This is a genomic window from Pseudomonas sp. MAG733B (assembly GCF_036884845.1).
In the GTDB taxonomy this organism is placed as follows: Bacteria; Pseudomonadota; Gammaproteobacteria; order Pseudomonadales; family Pseudomonadaceae; genus Aquipseudomonas.
On the sequence record NZ_CP145732.1, the window covers coordinates 902,158 to 920,449 of the forward strand.

The following is an 18,292-nucleotide window of genomic DNA, read 5'->3' on the forward strand; positions in this document are numbered from 1 at the left end:
TCCGATTGGGGAATCATTTCGCCCCAGCGGAGTCGGAACAATGCTCGCCAACTTGGCAAGAGTGGTCTGCAAGGTCGGCTTTTTCATGCCGCGCACCGTGCAGACCCTTTAACTGGCCGTTGGTTTTTTGATCTGTTTTCGGCGAGGGTTGCTCGTGATTGTTAGTCCCTGTAACGCACCAAAATTGTCTGCCAAACGGTTTCGTAGCGCTCTGGTAGCAGGTTCGGCATTGCTCTGCCTGCTCAGCGCCGGCCAGCTTTGGGCATTCAATCTGGATGATGTGTCGGTCAAGGCAAAAGAGCTGGCCGGTCAGAAGTACGAAGCGCCGCGCAGTAACTTGCCGACCGAATTCCGCGAGATGAAATTCGCGGACTATCAGAAAATTCGTTTTCTGACGGAAAAAGCCGAGTGGGCTGATCAGAAAACCCCGTTCAAGCTGTCGTTCTATCACCAGGGCATGCACTTCGATACGCCGGTTAAAATCAACGAAATCACAGCGAACACCGTCGAAGAGATCAAATACGACCCGAGTCGTTTCGATTTCGGCGACCTCAAGTTCGATCCTAAAGCCACCGAACAACTGGGTTACGCCGGTTTCCGTGTGCTGTATCCGGTCAACAAGGCTGACAAGCAAGACGAAATCATGACCATGCTCGGCGCGAGTTATTTCCGCGTTGTCGGCAAGGGCCACGTCTACGGTTTGTCTGCTCGCGGCATGGCGATCGATACCGCATTGCCGTCCGGCGAAGAGTTTCCGCGTTTTCGCGAGTTCTGGATTCAGCAGCCAAAAACGGGCGACAAGCACCTGGTGATCTTTGCGCTGCTGGATTCGCCACGTGCGACCGGCGCCTATCGCCTGACCCTGCGTCCGGGCAGCGACACCATAGTCGACGTCAAGGCGCAGATGTTCCTGCGTGACAAGGTCGGCAAACTGGGTATCGCACCACTGACCAGCATGTTCCTGTTCGGCGCCAACCAGCCGTCGAAAGTCCTGAACTACCGTCGCGAGCTGCACGACTCCAGCGGCCTGGCGATCCATGCCGGTAACGGCGAGTGGATCTGGCGCCCGCTGAACAACCCGAAACACCTCGCCGTGAGCAACTTCTCGGTCGAGAACCCGCGTGGTTTCGGCTTGCTGCAACGTGGCCGTGACTTCAGCCACTACGAAGACCTCGATGACCGTTACGACAAGCGCCCAAGCGCCTGGATCGAACCGAAAGGCGACTGGGGCAAGGGCTCCGTCGATCTGGTAGAGATTCCGACCGCCGACGAAACCAACGACAATATCGTGGCTTTCTGGAGCCCGGAAACGATGCCTGAGCCAGGCCAGCCGCTGGACTTCGCTTATCGCATGCACTGGACCATGGACGAAGCCGCGTTGCACGCACCGGACAGCGCCTGGGTCAGCCAGACACTGAAGTCCACCGGTGACGTCAAACAGTCCAACCTGATTCGTCAGCCGGACGGCAGCGTTGCCTACCTGGTGGACTTCGAAGGTCCGTCCCTGGCGGCATTGCCACCGGACACCGATGTGCGCAGCCAGGTCAGCGTCGGCGACAACGCCGAACTGGTCGAGAACAGCGTGCGCTACAACCCTGAAACCAAGGGCTGGCGCCTGACCCTGCGCATGAAGATCAAGGACGCCGGCAAGTCCACCGAGATGCGTGCGGCCCTGGTGCAGAACATCATGCCTGCCGACCTGAAGACTTCGATTCCAGCGTCCACCTCTTCCGTTGCCAAGGCCGACAAAGTCGCTGCCAAGCAAGCCGAGAAAGTGGAGAAGGACGCGAAGGCCGCCGAGGCCAACAAGGCCGAAGCCAAGCCGGTTGCAGATGCCAAGGACAAGGCGAACAACAATGACGCCAAGCAGCCTGCTGCTGCCGACGCGGCCCCAGCCACACCGGAATCGGCGCCGACTGAAGAAGTCCTGACCGAGACCTGGAGCTACCAGTTGCCTGCCGATGAGTAATTCTCAAGTACAGCCAGAGACTCTTTCCGAGTATCTGGCGCATCTGCCGATGACCGACCAGCAGCGCGCGGAACTCGCGGGCTGCCAGTCCTTCAGCGAACTGCACGAACGCCTGTCGTCTTCGACGTTCGACGCCCCGACCGAGGCCGCCCAGGCTTCTGTCGGCAAGCGCCTGACCCTGAGCACCGCCGAAGAATTGCAGGACGCCGAAATGCTGGCGCTGGACGCCAGCGGTCGGGTCTGCCTCAAGGCCACGCCTCCGATTCGTCGGACCAAAGTCGTGCCGGAGCCATGGCGCACCAACATTCTGGTGCGCGGCTGGCGTCGCCTGACCGGTCGCACCAATCCGCCCCAGCCGCCGAAGGATGAAAATGTCCTGCCGGCTGCGCGCTGGCGCACCGTCGGTTCGATCCGTCGCTACATATTGCTGGTGTTGATGCTCGGTCAGACCATCGTTGCCGGCTGGTACATGAAAGGCATCATGCCGTACCAGGGCTGGTCGTTCGTCGACCTCGAAGAAGTCCTGCACCAGCCGTTGCTGCAAACCGCCACGCAAGTACTGCCGTATGCGTTGCAAACCAGCATCCTGATCCTGTTCGGGATTCTGTTTTGCTGGGTCTCGGCGGGTTTCTGGACCGCGCTGATGGGTTTCCTTGAGTTGCTCACCGGTCACGACAAATACCGTATCTCCGGTAAAAGCGCCGGTAATGAGCCGATTCCGAAAGACGCGCGCACCGCACTGGTGATGCCGATCTGCAACGAAGACGTGCCGCGTGTATTCGCCGGTCTGCGCGCAACGTTCGAATCGGTCGCGGCCACGGGTGACCTGGATCGCTTCGACTTCTTCGTCCTCAGCGACAGTAACGACGCCGACATCTGCGTTGCCGAGCAACAGGCCTGGCTGGACGTCTGCCGCGAAGCCGGTGGCTTCGGCAAGATCTTCTATCGCCGCCGTCGTCGTCGCGTAAAACGTAAAAGCGGCAACCTCGACGACTTCTGCCGTCGCTGGGGCGGTGACTACAAGTACATGGTCGTACTCGACGCCGACTCCGTAATGAGCGGCGAGTGCCTGACCAGTCTGGTGCGCTTGATGGAAGCCACGCCGGACGCCGGGATCATCCAGACCGCGCCGCGTGCGTCGGGCATGGACACCCTGTATGCGCGCATGCAGCAGTTCGCCACCCGTGTGTACGGTCCGCTGTTCACCGCCGGTCTGCACTTCTGGCAGTTGGGCGAATCGCACTACTGGGGCCACAACGCGATCATCCGCATGAAGCCGTTCATCGAGCACTGCGCCCTGGCGCCGTTGCCCGGTAAAGGCGCGTTCGCGGGTGCGATCCTGTCCCACGACTTCGTTGAAGCTGCGCTGATGCGTCGTGCCGGTTGGGGCGTGTGGATTGCCTACGACTTGCCGGGCAGCTACGAAGAACTGCCGCCGAACCTGCTGGACGAACTCAAGCGTGACCGTCGCTGGTGCCACGGCAACCTGATGAACTTCCGCCTGTTCCTGGTCAAGGGCATGCACCCGGTACACCGCGCGGTGTTCCTGACCGGCGTGATGTCTTACCTGTCGGCGCCGCTGTGGTTCTTCTTCCTCGTGCTGTCGACGGCGCTGCTGGCGGTCAACACGCTGATGGAGCCGCAGTACTTCCTCGAACCGCGCCAGCTCTATCCGTTGTGGCCACAATGGCACCCGGACAAGGCGATCGCGCTGTTCTCGACGACGATCGTGCTGCTGTTCCTGCCGAAACTGTTGAGCATCATCCTGATCTGGGCCAAGGGCGCGAAGGAGTTCGGTGGCAAGTTCAAGGTGACGCTGTCGATGCTGCTGGAGATGTTGTTCTCCATGCTGCTGGCGCCGGTGCGGATGATCTTCCACACCCGTTTCGTCCTCGCCGCGTTCCTTGGCTGGGCCGCGACCTGGAACTCGCCGCAACGTGATGACGACTCCACGCCGTGGAGCGAAGCGGTCAAGCGCCACGGTCCGCAGACCTTGCTGGGCTTCTTCTGGGCCTTGCTGGTGATCTGGCTGAACCCGAGCTTCCTGTGGTGGCTGGTGCCGATCGTCGGTTCGTTGATGCTGTCGATCCCGGTATCGGTGATCTCCAGCCGTGTGGGTCTGGGCCTGAAGTCCCGTGACGAGAGCCTGTTCCTCATTCCTGAGGAATACAATCCGCCACAGGCATTGCTGGCCACTGACCAGTACACCCACGAAAACCGTTACCACGCATTGAACGACGGCTTCGTCCGTTCGGTGGTCGATCCACAGCAGAACGCCCTGGCGTGCTCGCTGGCGACCTCCCGTCACAATCAGGCCGAGCCGATTGAATGGCTGCGGGTGGAGCGGGTGCGGCACGCCATGAAGGTCGGCCCTGAAGGCCTGACCAACAACGAGCGTGTGCAACTGCTGAGCGATCCGGTGGCACTGGCCCGCTTGCATGAGCAGGTCTGGAGCGAAGGGCATGCTGAGTGGCTGGGCGCATGGCGCAGGTCGGTCAATGCCGACCCCCATGCACCGCTGTTGCCGCTCAAGCCGTTGAGTGTGCAGCCTCAGATGGCGTAATGAAAAAAACCCGCGAAAGCGGGTTTTTTTATGCATTGGATTAATCCTTGGATGGATACTGCCGACAGTGCTGATCCTGTAGGAGCGAGCCTGCTCGCGATAGCATCGCCTCGGTCCCAAGCGAACGGAGGCCCTCGCATCACCTCAAACCCTGAACTTGCCCACCAACATCTGCAAATGCGTCCCCAACCGCGCCAGCTCAACGCTGGATGCCGCTGTTTCTTCACTCGCTGCCGACGTCTGGTCCGACACATCCCGCACATTCAGCACGCTACGGTTGATCTCTTCAGCCACGGCGCTTTGTTGTTCGGCTGCGGCGGCGATCTGCTGGTTCATCGCCTGGATCGCCGAGACGGTACGGGTGATGCTTGCCAGTGAGTCACCGGCGCGGCGGGTCAGTTCGACGCTGCTGTCGGTCAGGCTGCGGCTGTTGTCCATGATGGTCGCGACCTGCTGGGTGCCGTTTTGCAGGCCGACGATCAGCTCTTCGATCTCTTCCGTGGACTTCTGCGTGCGCTGCGCCAGGCTGCGAACTTCATCGGCGACCACGGCAAAACCGCGCCCGGCTTCACCGGCACGGGCCGCTTCGATCGCGGCATTGAGCGCCAACAGGTTGGTTTGCTGGGCCACGGACTTGATCACGTCGAGGACGCTGCCGATCTTGTCGCTTTCGCGCTTGAGTTCGCCCATGGCTTCGGTGGAGTTGCCGACTTCCTTGGCCAGACGCTCGATCTGGGCGATGGCTTCGCCGACCACTTTGTCGCCCTCGCGGGCCTGCTGATCGGCGGCGACTGCGGCTTCGGAGGCCTCTTCCGCGTTGCGCGCGACTTCCTGCACGGTCGCGGTCATTTCGTTCATGGCGGTGGCCACCTGGTCGGTCTCGACCTTCTGGCTGTTGACCCCGGCGCTGGTCTGTTCGGTGACGGCCGACAGCTCTTCGGCGGCGCTGGCGATTTGCGTGACGCCATCGCTGATGCCGCCAATCAGTTCGCGCAGGCCCTGGGTCATGCTCTGAATGGCACGTTGCAGCTGACCCAATTCGTCCTGGCGTATGGAGGTCAGGTTGTGGGTCAGGTCGCCGGCGGCAATGCGCTCGGCCACTTTAAGAGTCTGGTTCAACGGGATCACGATCTGCCGGGTGATGGCCCATGCGGCGAATAGACCGAAGATCAGCGCAAGGCCAGTGGCGAGCAACAGCATGTTCTTGGCGTGCGCCACGTCGGTATCGCGCACGAGGGTTTGCGAGACGGTGAGCTTGTTGCTGACGTCGAGCAGGATTTCACCTTGGGCGGCCATGCGTTTGAGGGCTTCGGCACTGGCGACCTGGGAATCGCGGTACTGGCTGACCGCAGCGCGGTAGGCTTTGAGCGAGTCGGACGCCTGTTGCAGGTTGGCAATGTGTTCTTCAGGCAGTTTGGCCGGCAGGCTTTCGAGGTTTTTCAGGGCGTTGTCGATCGCGTCGAGGGCCGGTTGTTCGGCCTCGCTTTTGCCGCTGTAAGTGTAGCCACGCACCTGGAAGCGCGCTTGCTGAAGCAGTTTGCTCAGGTCGATCACGCTGTTGAACGCGGTCACGCTGTCGCCTTGCAGCATGGATTTTTCGACTTCAGCGACCTTGGCCACGGCATTGTCGGCGGTGGCGCCCAGTTTGCTGCGCGCATCTTCACGGTTGGCACCGGCCTGGATCATGGCGGCGAACGCTTGCCTGTACTGGCTTACGGCGGCCAGTTGCTGGTCGATCTTGGCCACGTCGGCGGGCTGCTCGAGCATCTGGCGAGCGGCTTGCAAACCAGTGTCGAGCTTGCCCAACAGGTCGTTGACCGCACCGGGGCCTTGTTCGCCGCGACGCATTTCGTAGTCCAGGCGGGCGATGCGCAGGTCTTTGGTCAGCCCGTTGATCTCGGAAATGAATCCCAGTTTATCGCCGCGGCTGGTTACATCGCTCAGGCCGGTCCAGCCTGTGACGGTGATCAGCAATGTCAGCAGCAACACCAGACCGAAACCGACGCCCAGTTTGCGGTTTACACCTACGTTTCCCAGCTTATCGGCCAGCCATTGGTACATGCTGAAACTCCCTCGGACCACACATTGGTTTTATGGGAGTTGTATCGGCTGTGGGCAGGCAATCTATAGGTGCGGTCTGACAAGCGGATAGGAACGGTTTAGAAGAGTCGAGCCAACAGCGCGGTAACGGCGGTTTCGACGCGCAGGATGCGCTCGCCAAGCTGCACCGGTTGCAGGCCGGATTTGCCGAGCAAATCGATTTCGTAAGGAATCCAGCCACCCTCGGGGCCGATCGCCAGGGTCACCGGTTCGCTCAGCGCGCGGGGGCAGGGCGCGTAATTGCCCGGATGGCCAACGAGACCGAGGGTGCCCTCAGTGATGGCAGGCAGGCGATCTTCGACGAAGGGCTTGAAGCGCTTCTCGATCACCACTTCCGGCAGCACGCTGTCCCGGGCCTGTTCGAGACCGAGGATCAGTTGCTCGCGAATGGCTTCCGGCTCAAGGAACGGGGTTTGCCAGAAGCTCTTCTCGACGCGATAGCTGTTCACCAGCACGACGCGCGGCACACCCATGGCCGCCACGGTCTGGAACACCCTGCGGAGCATTTTGGGCCGTGGCAGGGCTAGCACCAGGGTCAGTGGCAGCTTGGCTGGCGGTGGTTGATCGAGGGTGACGCGCAACTCGGCTTCAGCGGCGTCCAGGCGCAGCACCTCGGCCGCGCCCATCAACCCGCCAATCCGGCCGACGCGCATGCTGTCGCCGACTTCACAGCGGTGGACTTCCTGCATGTGCGTCAACCGGCGATCACGCAGGATTACCCGGTCGGCCGCAATGAAATCGGCCTCTTCGAGGAGCAGCAGGTTCACGCTTGGGTCGCTGGCGGCTGGTCGTTGTGATCGTCAGCCGGTTGGTCGTCCGGGTGCTCGCCACGTTTGCTGATCAGGCTGCCGAACAGGATGCCGATTTCGAACAGTAACCACATCGGCACGGCCAGCAGGGTCTGCGAGAAGATGTCCGGCGGGGTCAGGATCATGCCGACCACGAAGCAGCCGATGATCACGTACGGGCGGATTTTCTTCAGGTATTTGACGTCGACCACGCCGATCCACACTAGCAGTACCACGGCCACCGGAATCTCGAACGCTACGCCGAAGGCGAAAAACAGCGTCATGACGAAATCGAGGTAGCTGGTGATGTCGGTCATCATTTCCACACCGGCCGGGGTGGCGGCGGCGAAGAACTTGAAGATCAGCGGGAACACCAGGAAATAGGCGAACGCCATGCCCGCGTAAAACAGCACGATGCTAGAGCACAGCAAAGGCACTGCGATGCGCTTTTCATGCTTGTACAGGCCAGGCGCGATGAAACCCCAGATCTGATGCAGGATCACCGGGATCGCCAGGAACAGCGAGACCATCATCGTCAGCTTCAACGGCGTCAGGAACGGCGACGAAACGTCGGTGGCGATCATCGTCGCCCCGGCCGGCAGGTACGCGCGCAACGGCGTCGAGACGAAGGTGTAGATCTGCTGGGTGAAAGCGAACAACCCGGCAAAAATGATGAAGATCGCCGCTACGCAGCGCAGCAGTCGGGTACGCAACTCGGTGAGGTGCGAAACCAGCGGCATGTGCTGGTCGTTTTCAGGGAGATCGCTCATGGGGCTCGCGCCGGCAAAGTGGTGTCATTGGGCGCTGGCGTGGTCGGCGCGGCGGCTGGAGCAACGGGTTCAACCGGAGTTGCTGCCACAACGGGCGCTGGCTCCGTAGCCGCTACGGCAGGTGCAGGTGTTGTTGCGACAGTAGCGGCAGGTGCATTAATCGTCTGCGCTCCCACATGCTCAACCGGCGTCGGCTCCTGCTGGATCGGCGTGAAGATCTTCCGCGCCTCCTGCTCAAGCGACAGGATGTGTTCGTTGTGCAGTTGCCGACGAATTTCGTCGGCACCGATTTCACGTTCAACTTCCTGTTTGATCGCGTTGAAGCTGCGCTTCAAACGCCCGACCCACAGGCCGGCGGTGCGCGCAGCGCCCGGCAAGCGCTCGGGGCCCAGCACCAGCAGGGCGACGAGGCCGACGAGCAGCAGTTCAGAGAAGCTGATACCAAACATTAGTCAGTGCTCACACGTCTTTGCGGATCGGCTCTTCAACTTTCTGCGCCTGCACGTCGATGGTGTGCGGCTGGTTTACAGAGGCCTGCGGCTGGACCGGTGGCACCGGTTGGGCCGGGGTCGCAGTCGGGTCGGCCGGTTTTTCGTCGTCGTTCATGGCTTTCTTGAAGCCCTTGATCGATTCGCCGACGTCGGTGCCAAGGTTTTTCAGTTTCTTGGTGCCGAATACCAGCACGACAACAACCAGGATGACGATCCAGTGTTTCCAGTCAAAAATGCCCATGTTGCTGCTCCTCTCTAATCGTTATTCAGGCGGACGGGCGCGAGGCTTTCTCGGCGTGTCCGGACAGACCGAAACGACGGTCAAGTTCATCGAGTACAGCCTGTGGATGCTGCCCCAATTGGGCGAGCATGACCATGCTGTGGAACCACAAATCGGCGGTTTCGTAGATCACATCGCTGCAGTCACCGCTGACGGCGGCATCCTTGGCGGCAATGATGGTTTCGACCGACTCTTCGCCGACTTTTTCCAGAATCTTGTTCAAGCCCTTGTGGTAAAGGCTGGCGACATACGAGCTGTCGGCAGCGGCGCCTTTGCGCTCTTCCAGCACTGCGGCCAGGCGGGTCAGAGTGTCACTCATGTTTGTGTCCTGCGGAATAGATGGCGTGCGGATCTTTCAGAACCGGGTCGACGGTTGCCCAGTCGCCGTTCTCATAGACGCGGTAGAAGCAGCTCTGGCGGCCGGTATGGCAGGCGATGTCGCCGATCTGCTCGACCATCAGGATGATCACGTCGGCATCGCAGTCCAGGCGCATCTCATGCAGGGTTTGCACGTGGCCGGACTCTTCGCCCTTGCGCCACAGCTTGCCACGGGAGCGGGACCAGTAGATCGCGCGATTCTCGGCAGCGGTCAGTTCCAGCGCTTCACGGTTCATCCAGGCCATCATCAGGACGCGCCCGGTCTTGTGATCCTGGGCAATCGCCGGCACCAGGCCGTCGGCATCCCACTTGATCTCGTCCAGCCAGTTTTTCATCTTCAGTTCCTGAAGCAGCCCCAAGCATAAGCTTCAAGCCGCAAGTGAAAGCCAGTGCGCTTCGATCCTTCGTATTGTGCAACGCATATCTACAGGCGTGAATTAAACATGAGTGCTATGAACATCGCTTGAAGCTTGAAGCTTATAACTTGCAGCTGATTGATGCTATCGACGAACGACCAGATACAAACCGACGGCCATCATGATGCCCGCTGGCCAATAGGCCAACTGATTCAGCGGCCCACCCGCGGCGAGGATCGCGCCACCGGCCAGATGTGCCGTTCCGAGCAGGCGCAGGAACCAGTCGTCACGGCGTCGGTGCCACGGTGGCGGCGGGTCGTAGGCGTGGGGCTGGGACATGCGTTCGAGCAGGTCGCGGGCCATGTTGGCCAGGTGCGGGAGCTGTTCGAACTGGCTCTGCACGTTGCCGATCAAGGCTTTCGGGCTGACGCGATCGCGCATCCAGCGCTCAAGGAACGGCTGAGCGGTGTTCCACAAGTCGAGGTCCGGGTACAGCTGACGGCCCAGGCCTTCGATGTTCAGCAGGGTTTTCTGCAACAGAACCAGCTGCGGCTGTACTTCCATGTTGAAGCGGCGCGCGGTCTGGAACAGGCGCATCAACACCTGGCCAAATGAAATGTCTTTTAACGGTTTTTCGAAGATCGGCTCGCATACGGTACGAATCGCCGCTTCGAATTCGTTGAGCTTGGTTTCCGCCGGCACCCAGCCCGAATCGATATGCAGTTGCGCCACACGACGGTAATCACGCTTGAAGAACGCGAAGAGGTTACGCGCCAGGTAATCCTGGTCTTCCGGGGTCAGGCTGCCGACAATGCCGCAGTCGATCGCAATATACTGCGGGCTCCACGGATTCACGGTGCTGACGAAGATATTGCCGGGGTGCATGTCGGCGTGGAAAAAGCTGTCGCGGAACACCTGGGTGAAGAAAATCTCCACGCCGCGTTCGGCGAGCATTTTCATGTCGGTGCGCTGGTCGGCCAGGGTCGCGAGATCGGTGACCTGGATGCCGTAGATGCGCTCCATCACCAGCACTTTCGGCCGGCACCAATCCCAATAGACTTGCGGCACATACAGCAGCGGCGAGCCTTCGAAATTGCGCTTCAACTGGCTGGCGTTGGCCGCCTCGCGCAGCAGGTCGAGTTCGTCGTAGATGGTCTTTTCGTAGTCGCTGACCACGTCCACCGGGTGCAGCAGACGTGCATCGGCCGAGAGTTTTTCGGCGGCGCGGGCGAGGATGAACAGCCACGCCAGGTCCTGGGCGATGATCGGCTTGAGACCCGGACGAATCACTTTGACGACGACTTCTTCACCGGTTTTCAACTGCGCGGCGTGCACTTGCGCCACCGAGGCCGAGGCCAGCGGTTCGACGTCGAAACGGCTGAACACTTCGCTGATTTTCTTGCCGAGCTGTTCTTCGATCAGCTTGACCGACACTTGCGAATCGAACGGCGGCACGCGGTCCTGCAACCTCATCAGCTCATCGGCGATGTCTTCCGGCAGCAAATCGCGGCGAGTGGACAGGATCTGCCCGAACTTGATGAAAATCGGCCCGAGGTCCTGCAACGCCAGGCGCAATCGTGCGCCACGGCTCAGATCGAGGGTCTTGCGCGGAAACCAGCGCCACGGCAAGGCATAGCGCAGCGCCCGCAAGAACCAGGGCAGCGGCAGGGCGAACAGCAGGTCATCGAGGCGGTAGCGGATCACGACGCGCTGGATGCGCAACAGACGGCGGACGGCAAGCAGCTTCATGCGTTATCGCTTGGGTCGAGGGATCGGGAAAGGCGCTCGAAACGCGCCTCGAGACGTTCCAGATCGAGTTTGATCTGGTCCAGTTCACTGAATCGGGCTTCGGCTTCGCGTTGACCGACGAGGGTGCGCGATTCTTCGGCCAGGTATTCGCCCAGGTTCTGGCCCAGGCTGGCAAATCCTTGCTGATACCAGCGGGCGCGGCTGCGCAGGTGACCGCCGACCAATTGCGTGGCAACGGGGCCGAGCCAGCGCGAGAGCTCGTACTCCCAGTCCAGTTCGAGGTCCTGAAGGATCGCCGCCAGTTCCAGCAGCACGCCGCTGTCGCCATCGAGTTCGACTTCAGGGCCATGCAGAACGGAAGTCTTGTCCTTGCTCATCGCCAGTTTCAACAGGCTCGAGGCCGGTGCACGCAAGGTGCAATCGGCGCCGGTTTCCCACTGGGAGGCGAGCATCAGGCCTTCATCGCTGGGCAGGATGAACAGTTGCAGCGCCGGGCTGCGGCAGTCGACGGCGATCACTCTGCCGCTCAAATGCGCGAGCCGGGGCAGCGCCGTGCTGTCGAGGCGCAGCACCCGGTTCAGGCCGAGTTCAACGCTGGCGAGCAGGCCGGCGAGCAGCATCAGGGCTTGATGCCGCGGTGCAGGGCAACGATGCCTGCGGTCATGTTGTGATAGGTCACGCGGTCAAAACCGGCCTCGACCATCATCGACTTCAGGGTTTCCTGATTCGGGTGCATGCGGATCGATTCGGCCAGGTAGCGATAGCTTTCCGAGTCGTTGGTGATCAGCTTGCCCATCAGCGGCATGAAGGCGAACGAGTAGGCGTCGTAGGCCTTGGACATCAGCGCGTTGGTCGGCTTGGAGAATTCCAGCACCAGCAGACGGCCACCGGGCTTGAGCACGCGCAGCATGGAACGCAGGGCGTCTTCCTTGTGCGTCACGTTGCGCAGGCCGAACGCGATGGTCACGCAGTCGAAATGGTTGTCCGGGAACGGCAGCTTTTCCGCATCCGCCTGGACGAATTCGACGTTGCCGGCGACACCCAGGTCCAGCAGGCGGTCACGACCGACCTTGAGCATGGATTCGTTGATGTCGGCCAGCACGACCTGGCCGGTCGGGCCAACGAGGTGCGAGAATTTTTTGGTCAGGTCGCCGGTGCCGCCTGCGATGTCGAGCACGCGGTTGCCAGTGCGTACACCCGACAGTTCGATCGCGAAACGCTTCCACAGACGGTGCATGCCGCCCGACAGGAGGTCGTTCATCAAGTCGTACTTGGCGGCTACCGAGTGGAAAACCTCGGCGACTTTTTCCGCTTTCTGGCTTTCCGGAACGTTTTTGAAGCCGAAGTGAGTGGTGGGTTCGGCATCGCTGCCTTTGCGCTGATCAGTCATATCGCTGTCACCAAAAGAGAATGCGCGACATTCTAATCCCCAAGGGATGCTTTGTCTTGGCAAGGCTGAAGGTAAGATGGATCACCCTCGGGACGTTTTGCCGCAGTGGCGGTCAAGATTCACCGAACAAGCATTCATGGCTGTATTCAAAAAGCAGGAGTCAATCGATGGCCCATATCAGTGTTGAGCGTGCCCACGGCCTGGGTAAGGAAGCGGCGCGGGAGAAGGCCGACAAGCTGGCGCAGAAACTTTCCGAGCAATATGGCCTGGAGCCGCAGTGGTCCGGCGACACCTTGAACCTCAAGCGTTCGGGTGTGAAAGGCGCCGTGCATGTCAGTGACGATTCGATCAAGGTCGACGTGGAGCTGGGCCTGATGATGTCGGCCATGAGCGGCATGATCAAAGCTGAAATCGAGAAGGCGCTGGATAAAGCGTTGGTGTGATCCCGAAAAGATCGCAGCCTCGTTTCACTCGACAGCTCCTACAGGTGTACGCCGTCGTCCCTGTAGGAGCTGTCGAGTGGAACGAGGCTGCGATCTCTTCCAGGCACCACCGGTTTATGTCATTTGTTAGGGTGCCGTTTCTAATTTTTCTCCCTACTTTGTGCCAGTGCCCGACACTTTCGCGGGCAGTTCCTCAAACCTTCTGCGCGTGAGGTGGACCATGGCCAAAGTGATTCTGAAGAAAAAAATCGACGCATCGACCAGTGCTCTGGGCGACGTCAAATCCTATGCCCGCAAAGTCTGGCTGGCAGGCCTGGGCGCCTACGCCAAGGTCGGGCAAGAGGGCAGCGAGTACTTTCAAGAGTTGGTAAAAGCTGGTCAAACTGTTGAAAAGAAAGGCAAAAAAGTAGTCGCTGAAAAACTCGAAGCGGCGAATGCCGAGATCGACGAAGCCAAGAACGAAGTGAGCACTTTCAAGGGCAAGGTCGAGCTTCAACTCGACAAGGTCGAGAAGGCGTTCGACACGCGTGTCGCAAGTGCCTTGAATCGTATCGGCATTCCGTCTAAACATGACGTTGAGACACTCTCTGCTAAGCTCGATGAGCTGACGGCATTGCTCGAACGTGTCGCGCGTAAATCTTAAGGAGAACGGGATGGCTGTTAAAAAGAACACCGAGAAAGAAGGCAGCTCGTGGATCGGGAAGGTCGAAGACTACTCCCGGAAAATCTGGCTGGCTGGTTTAGGCGTGTACTCGAAGATCGACACTGACGGCAGCAAACTCTTCGATGCATTGGTTAAGGACGGCGAGAAAGCCGAGAAGCTCACCAAGAGCGCCGTTGGCAAGAAAGTCGACGCCGCCAAGGACTCCGCTTCTTCGGCCAAGTCGCGCATCAGCGGCGTGAAAGATCGCGCAATGGGCAAGTGGGATGAGCTCGAAGGCGCTTTCGACAAGCGTCTGAACAGCGCCATTTCGCGCCTGGGCGTACCGAGCCGCAATGAAGTAAAAGCATTGCACAGCAAGGTCGATACCCTGACCAAGCAAATCGAAAAACTGACCGGTGCCAAGGTTGCGCCTGTTGCGGCGAAAACCGCGGCGGCTAAACCTGCTGCCAAACCGGCCGCAAAAACTGCGGCTAAACCACTGGTAAAAGCGGCAGCCAAACCTGCTGCTAAACCAGCCGCCAAAACTGCCGCAGCGAAACCTGCTGCAGCCAAGGCAGCAGCTAAACCGGTTGCAGCTAAAGCCGCCGCCAAACCGGCAGCGAAGTCTGCTGCTAAGCCAGCCGCTAAACCTGCTACAAAAACCGCCGCAGCAAAACCTGCCGCCAAGCCAGCAGCAAAACCTGCTGCTGCGAAGAAGCCAGCGGTGAAAAAACCGGCCGCTCCAAAAGCCGCCGCGAAGCCAGCAGTGGCAGCTGCAAAGCCGGCAGCCCCGGCAGCAGCACCGGTGAGCGCATCGAACTCCGCGACCGCGCCGACCCCTGCTGTCACCCCGACTGTCGCGCCGGCTCCATCGACGCCAACCAGTCAGTCCTGATTTTTCAGGGCTCAAGAAAACGCCCGGCCTGCCAAGGTCGGGCGTTTTTGTTTGTGCACGGTTTAATGCGTTCCCTGTAGGAGCCGAGCAAGCTCGGCTCCTACAGGGGTTACTCGTGATCTTCCAGATACTGCATCGCCATCTGCTCGGTCGCAGCCTTGATCGGCGGCAACAGGTGCGGCGCCACCAGCATCATGATCTGGTACACCACCAGGCGCACCTCACCCTCACGGTCGAGAATCCGCTGATAGTCCAGCGAGAACAGCAGCGTCATGGTGATCTGCTCCACCAGTTGCCCCAGCGCTTGCGTATCGCTGACCAATAACCCCTGCGCCTGCAATCTCGCCAACAACGAGGCCAGTGTGCGCTTGAGGGCATTGAGCAGGTTGCGGATGCCCTTGGCCAGTTTCGGCAGGCGCCCTGCCAGGTTCGACAGGTCCTGGAACAGAAAGCGGTAGTGGGCCAGGCGTTCGACGATCAGGTGCAGGAACAGCCAGTAATCTTCAGGAGCCAGTTCGACGTCGGCGGGTGGATCGAGCAACGGGGCCAGCTCGGCCTGAAAGCGTTCGAACAACCCGAGTATCAGCGGTTCCTTGCCGTGGAAGTGGTAGTAGAGGTTGCCCGGGCTGATCCCCATTTCGTTGGCAACTTCCATGGTGGAGACGTTCGGTTCGCCCTTCTGATTGAACAACTGCAGGGCACATTCGAGGATGCGGTCGCGGGTTTTCATCCAGTCTTCTTAGTGATCGAGTCATGCCACGGCCGGCAGCGGCCGTGGGTCGTTTGAGCGTCAGCGCACACGCACGTAAGTACCGGGCGCCGCCTCCATCGGTGGATAGTTCTGGTTGCCGAGGGTCATCAGGGTTTCCTTCTGCGCGCCCGAGCGTTCCTGAATCCAGCTCAGCCATTGCGTCCACCAACTGCCGTCGACCTGCTTGGCGTCGTAATACCAGGCGCGTGGGTCGCTACTCAGTTTTGCACCCTCCACGTAGTTGGCTTTCGGGTTGCTCGGCGGATTGAGAATGCTCTGCACGTGCCCGCTGTTGGACAGCACGAAGCGCCGCTCGCCACCCAGCAGCAGCGTCGAGCGATACACTGCATCCCATGGCGTGATGTGATCGTTGATGCCGGCGACGCTGAAGCTGTCGACGGTGACCTTCTGCAGGTCGATGGGTGTGCCGCACACTTCGAGGCCGCCCGGATGGCTCAGTGGGTTGTGCTTGAAGAAGTCCAGCAGGTCGCCATGCAGGGCGGCCGGCAGGCGCGTGTTGTCGTTGTTCCAGTACAGGATGTCGAACGCGGGTGGCTCCTTGCCCAGCAGGTAGTTGTTGACGAAGTAGCTCCAGATCAAATCGTTGGGGCGCATCCAGGCGAAGACCTTGGCCATGTCGCGGCCATCCAGCACGCCCTTTTGATAGGAGCGACGCTTGGCGGCTTCCAGGGTCTGTTCGTCGGCGAAGAGGGTGGCCGGCGAATCCAGTTGGCTGTCGAGCAGACTCACCAGATAGGTCGCGCTGGAGATGCGGCGCAGTTGTCGCTTGGCTTGCAGGTGACCCTGCAGCGCGGCGATGGTCAGGCCGCCGGCGCAGGCGCCCATCAGGTTGACCTCGCGCGCGCCGGTGATCGCCCGGCAGACGTTCATGGCTTCTTCCACCGCTTCGACGTAGGTCGACAGGCCCCATTCGCGGTGGCGCACGTCCGGGTTGCGCCAGCTGATCATGAAGGTTTGCAAGCCGTTCTTGAGCGCGAACTGAACGAAGCTGTTATGCGGACTCAGGTCGAAAATGTAGTACTTGTTGATCTGTGGCGGCACCACCAGCAGCGGTTTTGAATACTGCTTCTCGCTCATCGGCTTGTACTGGATCAGCTCCAGCAGTTCGTTGCGAAACACCACCGCACCGGTGGTGGTGGCGACGGTCTTGCCGACCTCGAATGCCTGTTTGGTGACTTGCCGGGGCAGGCCATCGTTGTGCAGCAGGTCGTCCACCAGATGGCTGATCCCGCGCACCAGGCTGTTGCCGCCGGAGTTGAAGATTTCCTTGATCGCCAGCGGATTGAGCAAACTGTTGGACGGCGACACGGCATCGTTGAGCAAGGCGAACGCAAAGTGCGCGCGGGCGCGATCGTCCGGGCTCATGTTGCTGTCGTCGATCCAGCTTTTGATCTGCTTCTGCCAGCTCAGGTAGGCCTGCAGGCTGCGACGATAAAACGGGTTGAGGGCCCACGCCGGGTCGGCGAAACGACTGTCCTGCGGGTTGGTCGGGTGCAGGGTGTCGCCCATTATCACGCGACCCAATTGGCCGCCCAGTTTCAAGGCATGTTTGGCGGTGTGCACGGGGTTGCGCAAGCCATGGGCGGCAACGCTGCGCAAAGTCGAAATCAGATCCCGGCCGCGCAGGCCGGTAATCGCACTTTGTGCGTTGATGAACGCGGCGGGAGTGGGTAGTGACTCCCTCGCTGGTTTATCGCGCATGACTCAACACTCCTTCGTCTTCAGGCCAAAAACAAACACACCGAACCAGAACACCATAGACGCTGTAACGGGTTGTTGCGCGGCGCGGCATCCTGCCCACCCCTTTTTACCTATACAAAAACCGGGCCGGTCAGCCGCCCTGTGGTGCCGGATGCGGATGCATCACGGCACGCTGCCGTTCTTCCTCGAGGAACTTCATGATGATCGGCGCCACCGCTTCGGCCCGGGTGATCAGGAACAGGTGCCCGTCATCGATGATGTGCAACTGGGCGTTGGGAATCCGCCAGGCCAGCAGGCGCATGTTGACCAGCGGGATCAGCGGATCGTCATCGCCAGCCAGCACTAGCGTCGGCTGATTGATCTTGTGCAGCCAGTGAATGCTGGTCCAGCCGAGGCCGGCGAACAGTTGCCAGTAGTAACCGAGCTTGCCCGCCGAACGCACCTTCGCCGCGTGGCTGGCGGCCAGCGTCGGGTCGCGACGGAACGAACCGCCATAGATCATCGGCGCAATGCGGATCACGTGTGACGGCTGGATGTAGCGTCTGGGACTGGCCATCATCCACAGCACTTTCGGCTTGCCCGGAACCATCACCGCACCCGCCGCCGTGGCTGCCAGGACAAGCTTCTTGCAGCGTTCCGGATAGTCATAAGCGAACTGCTGGGCAAGCGCGCCGCCCCAGGACACACCGATCACATTGACCTGCCCGTAATCGAGGTAGTCGAGCATGCGTGCCGTGAGTTTCGCCAGGCCTGGAAAACGATACGGACGATTCGGCGTCGACGAACCGCCGACACCGGGCACGTCGAAGGCGATGACTTCCAGGTCCGGGTCCAGCGCCGCGACAAACGGAAAAACCAACTCAAGGTTGGCGCCGATGCCGTTGAAAATCAGCAAGGGCGTCAAGTGAGGCTTGCCGGGGCGCACCGCCGTGCGGAGGGTCTGGCCATCCAGGTCGACGGTGCGGAATATGAACGGTTGCGGCATGCTCAAGCCCTGTTTATGA

Annotated in this window: 18 protein-coding genes; 5 read left to right on the plus strand and 13 right to left on the minus strand. The window is 60.6% G+C overall.

The features are described 5' to 3' along the window. Positions 1–154: 154 nt before the first annotated feature. Both V6Z53_RS04180 and mdoH read left to right on the plus strand, forming a co-directional pair. On the plus strand, positions 155–1,969 hold the full coding sequence (locus V6Z53_RS04180; protein WP_338584280.1) for a glucan biosynthesis protein G: 1,815 nt from the start codon (positions 155–157) through the stop codon (positions 1,967–1,969). After that, positions 1,962–4,532, plus strand: a complete 2,571-nt coding sequence (gene mdoH, locus V6Z53_RS04185) for a glucans biosynthesis glucosyltransferase MdoH (protein ID WP_338584281.1) — start codon at positions 1,962–1,964, stop codon at positions 4,530–4,532. The genes V6Z53_RS04180 and mdoH overlap by 8 nt, the downstream gene beginning before the upstream one ends. Positions 4,533–4,676: 144 nt before the next feature. On the opposite strand, the gene V6Z53_RS04190 is transcribed toward mdoH, so the two are convergent. The 10 genes from V6Z53_RS04190 to ubiE all read right to left on the minus strand — a co-directional run bounded on the left by V6Z53_RS04190 (position 4,677) and on the right by ubiE (position 12,834). Continuing rightward, on the minus strand, positions 4,677–6,593 hold the full coding sequence (locus tag V6Z53_RS04190) for a methyl-accepting chemotaxis protein (protein ID WP_338584282.1): 1,917 nt from the start codon (positions 6,591–6,593) through the stop codon (positions 4,677–4,679). Positions 6,594–6,691: 98 nt separating this feature from the next. Continuing rightward, complete coding sequence (locus V6Z53_RS04195; protein WP_338584283.1) at positions 6,692–7,399, minus strand: 16S rRNA (uracil(1498)-N(3))-methyltransferase; 708 nt, start codon at positions 7,397–7,399, stop codon at positions 6,692–6,694. Then, positions 7,396–8,190 carry a twin-arginine translocase subunit TatC gene (tatC, locus tag V6Z53_RS04200; RefSeq protein WP_085725460.1) on the minus strand — a complete coding sequence of 265 codons (795 nt, stop codon included), beginning with the start codon at positions 8,188–8,190 and terminating at the stop codon, positions 7,396–7,398. Before tatC ends, V6Z53_RS04195 begins: the two co-directional genes overlap by 4 nt. Beyond that, entirely contained in the window at positions 8,187–8,639 is a 453-nt protein-coding gene (tatB, locus tag V6Z53_RS04205) for a Sec-independent protein translocase protein TatB (protein WP_338584284.1), read from the minus strand. Before tatB ends, tatC begins: the two co-directional genes overlap by 4 nt. A gap of 10 nt (positions 8,640–8,649) precedes the next feature. Next, on the minus strand, positions 8,650–8,922 hold the full coding sequence (locus V6Z53_RS04210; protein WP_218439040.1) for a twin-arginine translocase TatA/TatE family subunit: 273 nt from the start codon (positions 8,920–8,922) through the stop codon (positions 8,650–8,652). Between the two features lie 25 nt (positions 8,923–8,947). Continuing rightward, positions 8,948–9,280 (minus strand): phosphoribosyl-ATP diphosphatase, encoded by a 333-nt coding sequence (locus V6Z53_RS04215; RefSeq protein ID WP_090328169.1) that lies wholly within the window; start codon positions 9,278–9,280, stop codon positions 8,948–8,950. Beyond that, positions 9,273–9,674 carry a phosphoribosyl-AMP cyclohydrolase gene (gene hisI, locus V6Z53_RS04220; RefSeq protein WP_338584286.1) on the minus strand — a complete coding sequence of 134 codons (402 nt, stop codon included), beginning with the start codon at positions 9,672–9,674 and terminating at the stop codon, positions 9,273–9,275. The genes V6Z53_RS04215 and hisI overlap by 8 nt, the downstream gene beginning before the upstream one ends. A gap of 165 nt (positions 9,675–9,839) precedes the next feature. After that, a complete protein-coding gene (ubiB, locus tag V6Z53_RS04225) occupies positions 9,840–11,444 on the minus strand; it encodes a ubiquinone biosynthesis regulatory protein kinase UbiB (RefSeq protein WP_338584288.1) in 1,605 nt (534 codons plus the stop codon). Then, positions 11,441–12,064: an SCP2 domain-containing protein gene (locus tag V6Z53_RS04230; protein WP_338584289.1), complete on the minus strand. Its 624-nt coding sequence runs from the start codon at positions 12,062–12,064 to the stop codon at positions 11,441–11,443. The genes ubiB and V6Z53_RS04230 overlap by 4 nt, the downstream gene beginning before the upstream one ends. Continuing rightward, entirely contained in the window at positions 12,064–12,834 is a 771-nt protein-coding gene (ubiE, locus tag V6Z53_RS04235) for a bifunctional demethylmenaquinone methyltransferase/2-methoxy-6-polyprenyl-1,4-benzoquinol methylase UbiE (protein WP_007948968.1), read from the minus strand. The genes V6Z53_RS04230 and ubiE overlap by 1 nt, the downstream gene beginning before the upstream one ends. A 167-nt stretch (positions 12,835–13,001) precedes the next feature. Between ubiE and V6Z53_RS04240 the strand changes: the two genes are divergently transcribed. The 3 genes from V6Z53_RS04240 to V6Z53_RS04250 all read left to right on the plus strand — a co-directional run bounded on the left by V6Z53_RS04240 (position 13,002) and on the right by V6Z53_RS04250 (position 14,815). Further along, the gene (locus V6Z53_RS04240) at positions 13,002–13,277 is read left to right on the plus strand and encodes a polyhydroxyalkanoic acid system family protein (RefSeq protein WP_338584291.1); all 276 of its coding nucleotides are present in this window, start codon (positions 13,002–13,004) and stop codon (positions 13,275–13,277) included. Positions 13,278–13,497: 220 nt separating this feature from the next. After that, positions 13,498–13,920, plus strand: a complete 423-nt coding sequence (locus V6Z53_RS04245; RefSeq protein WP_338584292.1) for a phasin family protein — start codon at positions 13,498–13,500, stop codon at positions 13,918–13,920. A gap of 10 nt (positions 13,921–13,930) precedes the next feature. Further along, positions 13,931–14,815 carry a phasin family protein gene (locus tag V6Z53_RS04250; protein ID WP_338584293.1) on the plus strand — a complete coding sequence of 295 codons (885 nt, stop codon included), beginning with the start codon at positions 13,931–13,933 and terminating at the stop codon, positions 14,813–14,815. A 109-nt stretch (positions 14,816–14,924) separates the two neighbouring features. On the opposite strand, the gene V6Z53_RS04255 is transcribed toward V6Z53_RS04250, so the two are convergent. From V6Z53_RS04255 to phaZ, 3 genes are all read right to left on the minus strand, one after another. Beyond that, the gene (locus V6Z53_RS04255; RefSeq protein ID WP_338584294.1) at positions 14,925–15,545 is read right to left on the minus strand and encodes a TetR/AcrR family transcriptional regulator; all 621 of its coding nucleotides are present in this window, start codon (positions 15,543–15,545) and stop codon (positions 14,925–14,927) included. Positions 15,546–15,605: 60 nt separating this feature from the next. Then, positions 15,606–17,288, minus strand: a complete 1,683-nt coding sequence (gene phaC, locus V6Z53_RS04260; RefSeq protein ID WP_338584295.1) for a class II poly(R)-hydroxyalkanoic acid synthase — start codon at positions 17,286–17,288, stop codon at positions 15,606–15,608. 130 nt (positions 17,289–17,418) lie between these two features. Next, positions 17,419–18,273 carry a poly(3-hydroxyalkanoate) depolymerase gene (gene phaZ / locus V6Z53_RS04265; RefSeq protein ID WP_338584296.1) on the minus strand — a complete coding sequence of 285 codons (855 nt, stop codon included), beginning with the start codon at positions 18,271–18,273 and terminating at the stop codon, positions 17,419–17,421. Positions 18,274–18,292: the final 19 nt, after the last annotated feature.

Bases quoted from the DNA above. Each gene is read 5' to 3' on its own strand.
- mdoH (WP_338584281.1), top strand. From the start codon at position 1,962: ATGAGTAATTCTCAAGTACAGCCAGAGACTCTTTCCGAGTATCTGGCG.
- V6Z53_RS04190 (WP_338584282.1), bottom strand. From the start codon at position 6,593: ATGTACCAATGGCTGGCCGATAAGCTGGGAAACGTAGGTGTAAACCGC.
- tatC (WP_085725460.1), bottom strand. From the start codon at position 8,190: ATGAGCGATCTCCCTGAAAACGACCAGCACATGCCGCTGGTTTCGCAC.
- tatB (WP_338584284.1), bottom strand. From the start codon at position 8,639: ATGTTTGGTATCAGCTTCTCTGAACTGCTGCTCGTCGGCCTCGTCGCC.
- V6Z53_RS04210 (WP_218439040.1), bottom strand. From the start codon at position 8,922: ATGGGCATTTTTGACTGGAAACACTGGATCGTCATCCTGGTTGTTGTC.
- V6Z53_RS04215 (WP_090328169.1), bottom strand. From the start codon at position 9,280: ATGAGTGACACTCTGACCCGCCTGGCCGCAGTGCTGGAAGAGCGCAAA.
- hisI (WP_338584286.1), bottom strand. From the start codon at position 9,674: ATGAAAAACTGGCTGGACGAGATCAAGTGGGATGCCGACGGCCTGGTG.
- ubiB (WP_338584288.1), bottom strand. From the start codon at position 11,444: ATGAAGCTGCTTGCCGTCCGCCGTCTGTTGCGCATCCAGCGCGTCGTG.
- V6Z53_RS04230 (WP_338584289.1), bottom strand. From the start codon at position 12,064: ATGCTGCTCGCCGGCCTGCTCGCCAGCGTTGAACTCGGCCTGAACCGG.
- ubiE (WP_007948968.1), bottom strand. From the start codon at position 12,834: ATGACTGATCAGCGCAAAGGCAGCGATGCCGAACCCACCACTCACTTC.
- V6Z53_RS04240 (WP_338584291.1), top strand. From the start codon at position 13,002: ATGGCCCATATCAGTGTTGAGCGTGCCCACGGCCTGGGTAAGGAAGCG.
- V6Z53_RS04245 (WP_338584292.1), top strand. From the start codon at position 13,498: ATGGCCAAAGTGATTCTGAAGAAAAAAATCGACGCATCGACCAGTGCT.
- V6Z53_RS04250 (WP_338584293.1), top strand. From the start codon at position 13,931: ATGGCTGTTAAAAAGAACACCGAGAAAGAAGGCAGCTCGTGGATCGGG.
- V6Z53_RS04255 (WP_338584294.1), bottom strand. From the start codon at position 15,545: ATGAAAACCCGCGACCGCATCCTCGAATGTGCCCTGCAGTTGTTCAAT.
- phaC (WP_338584295.1), bottom strand. From the start codon at position 17,288: ATGCGCGATAAACCAGCGAGGGAGTCACTACCCACTCCCGCCGCGTTC.
- phaZ (WP_338584296.1), bottom strand. From the start codon at position 18,273: ATGCCGCAACCGTTCATATTCCGCACCGTCGACCTGGATGGCCAGACC.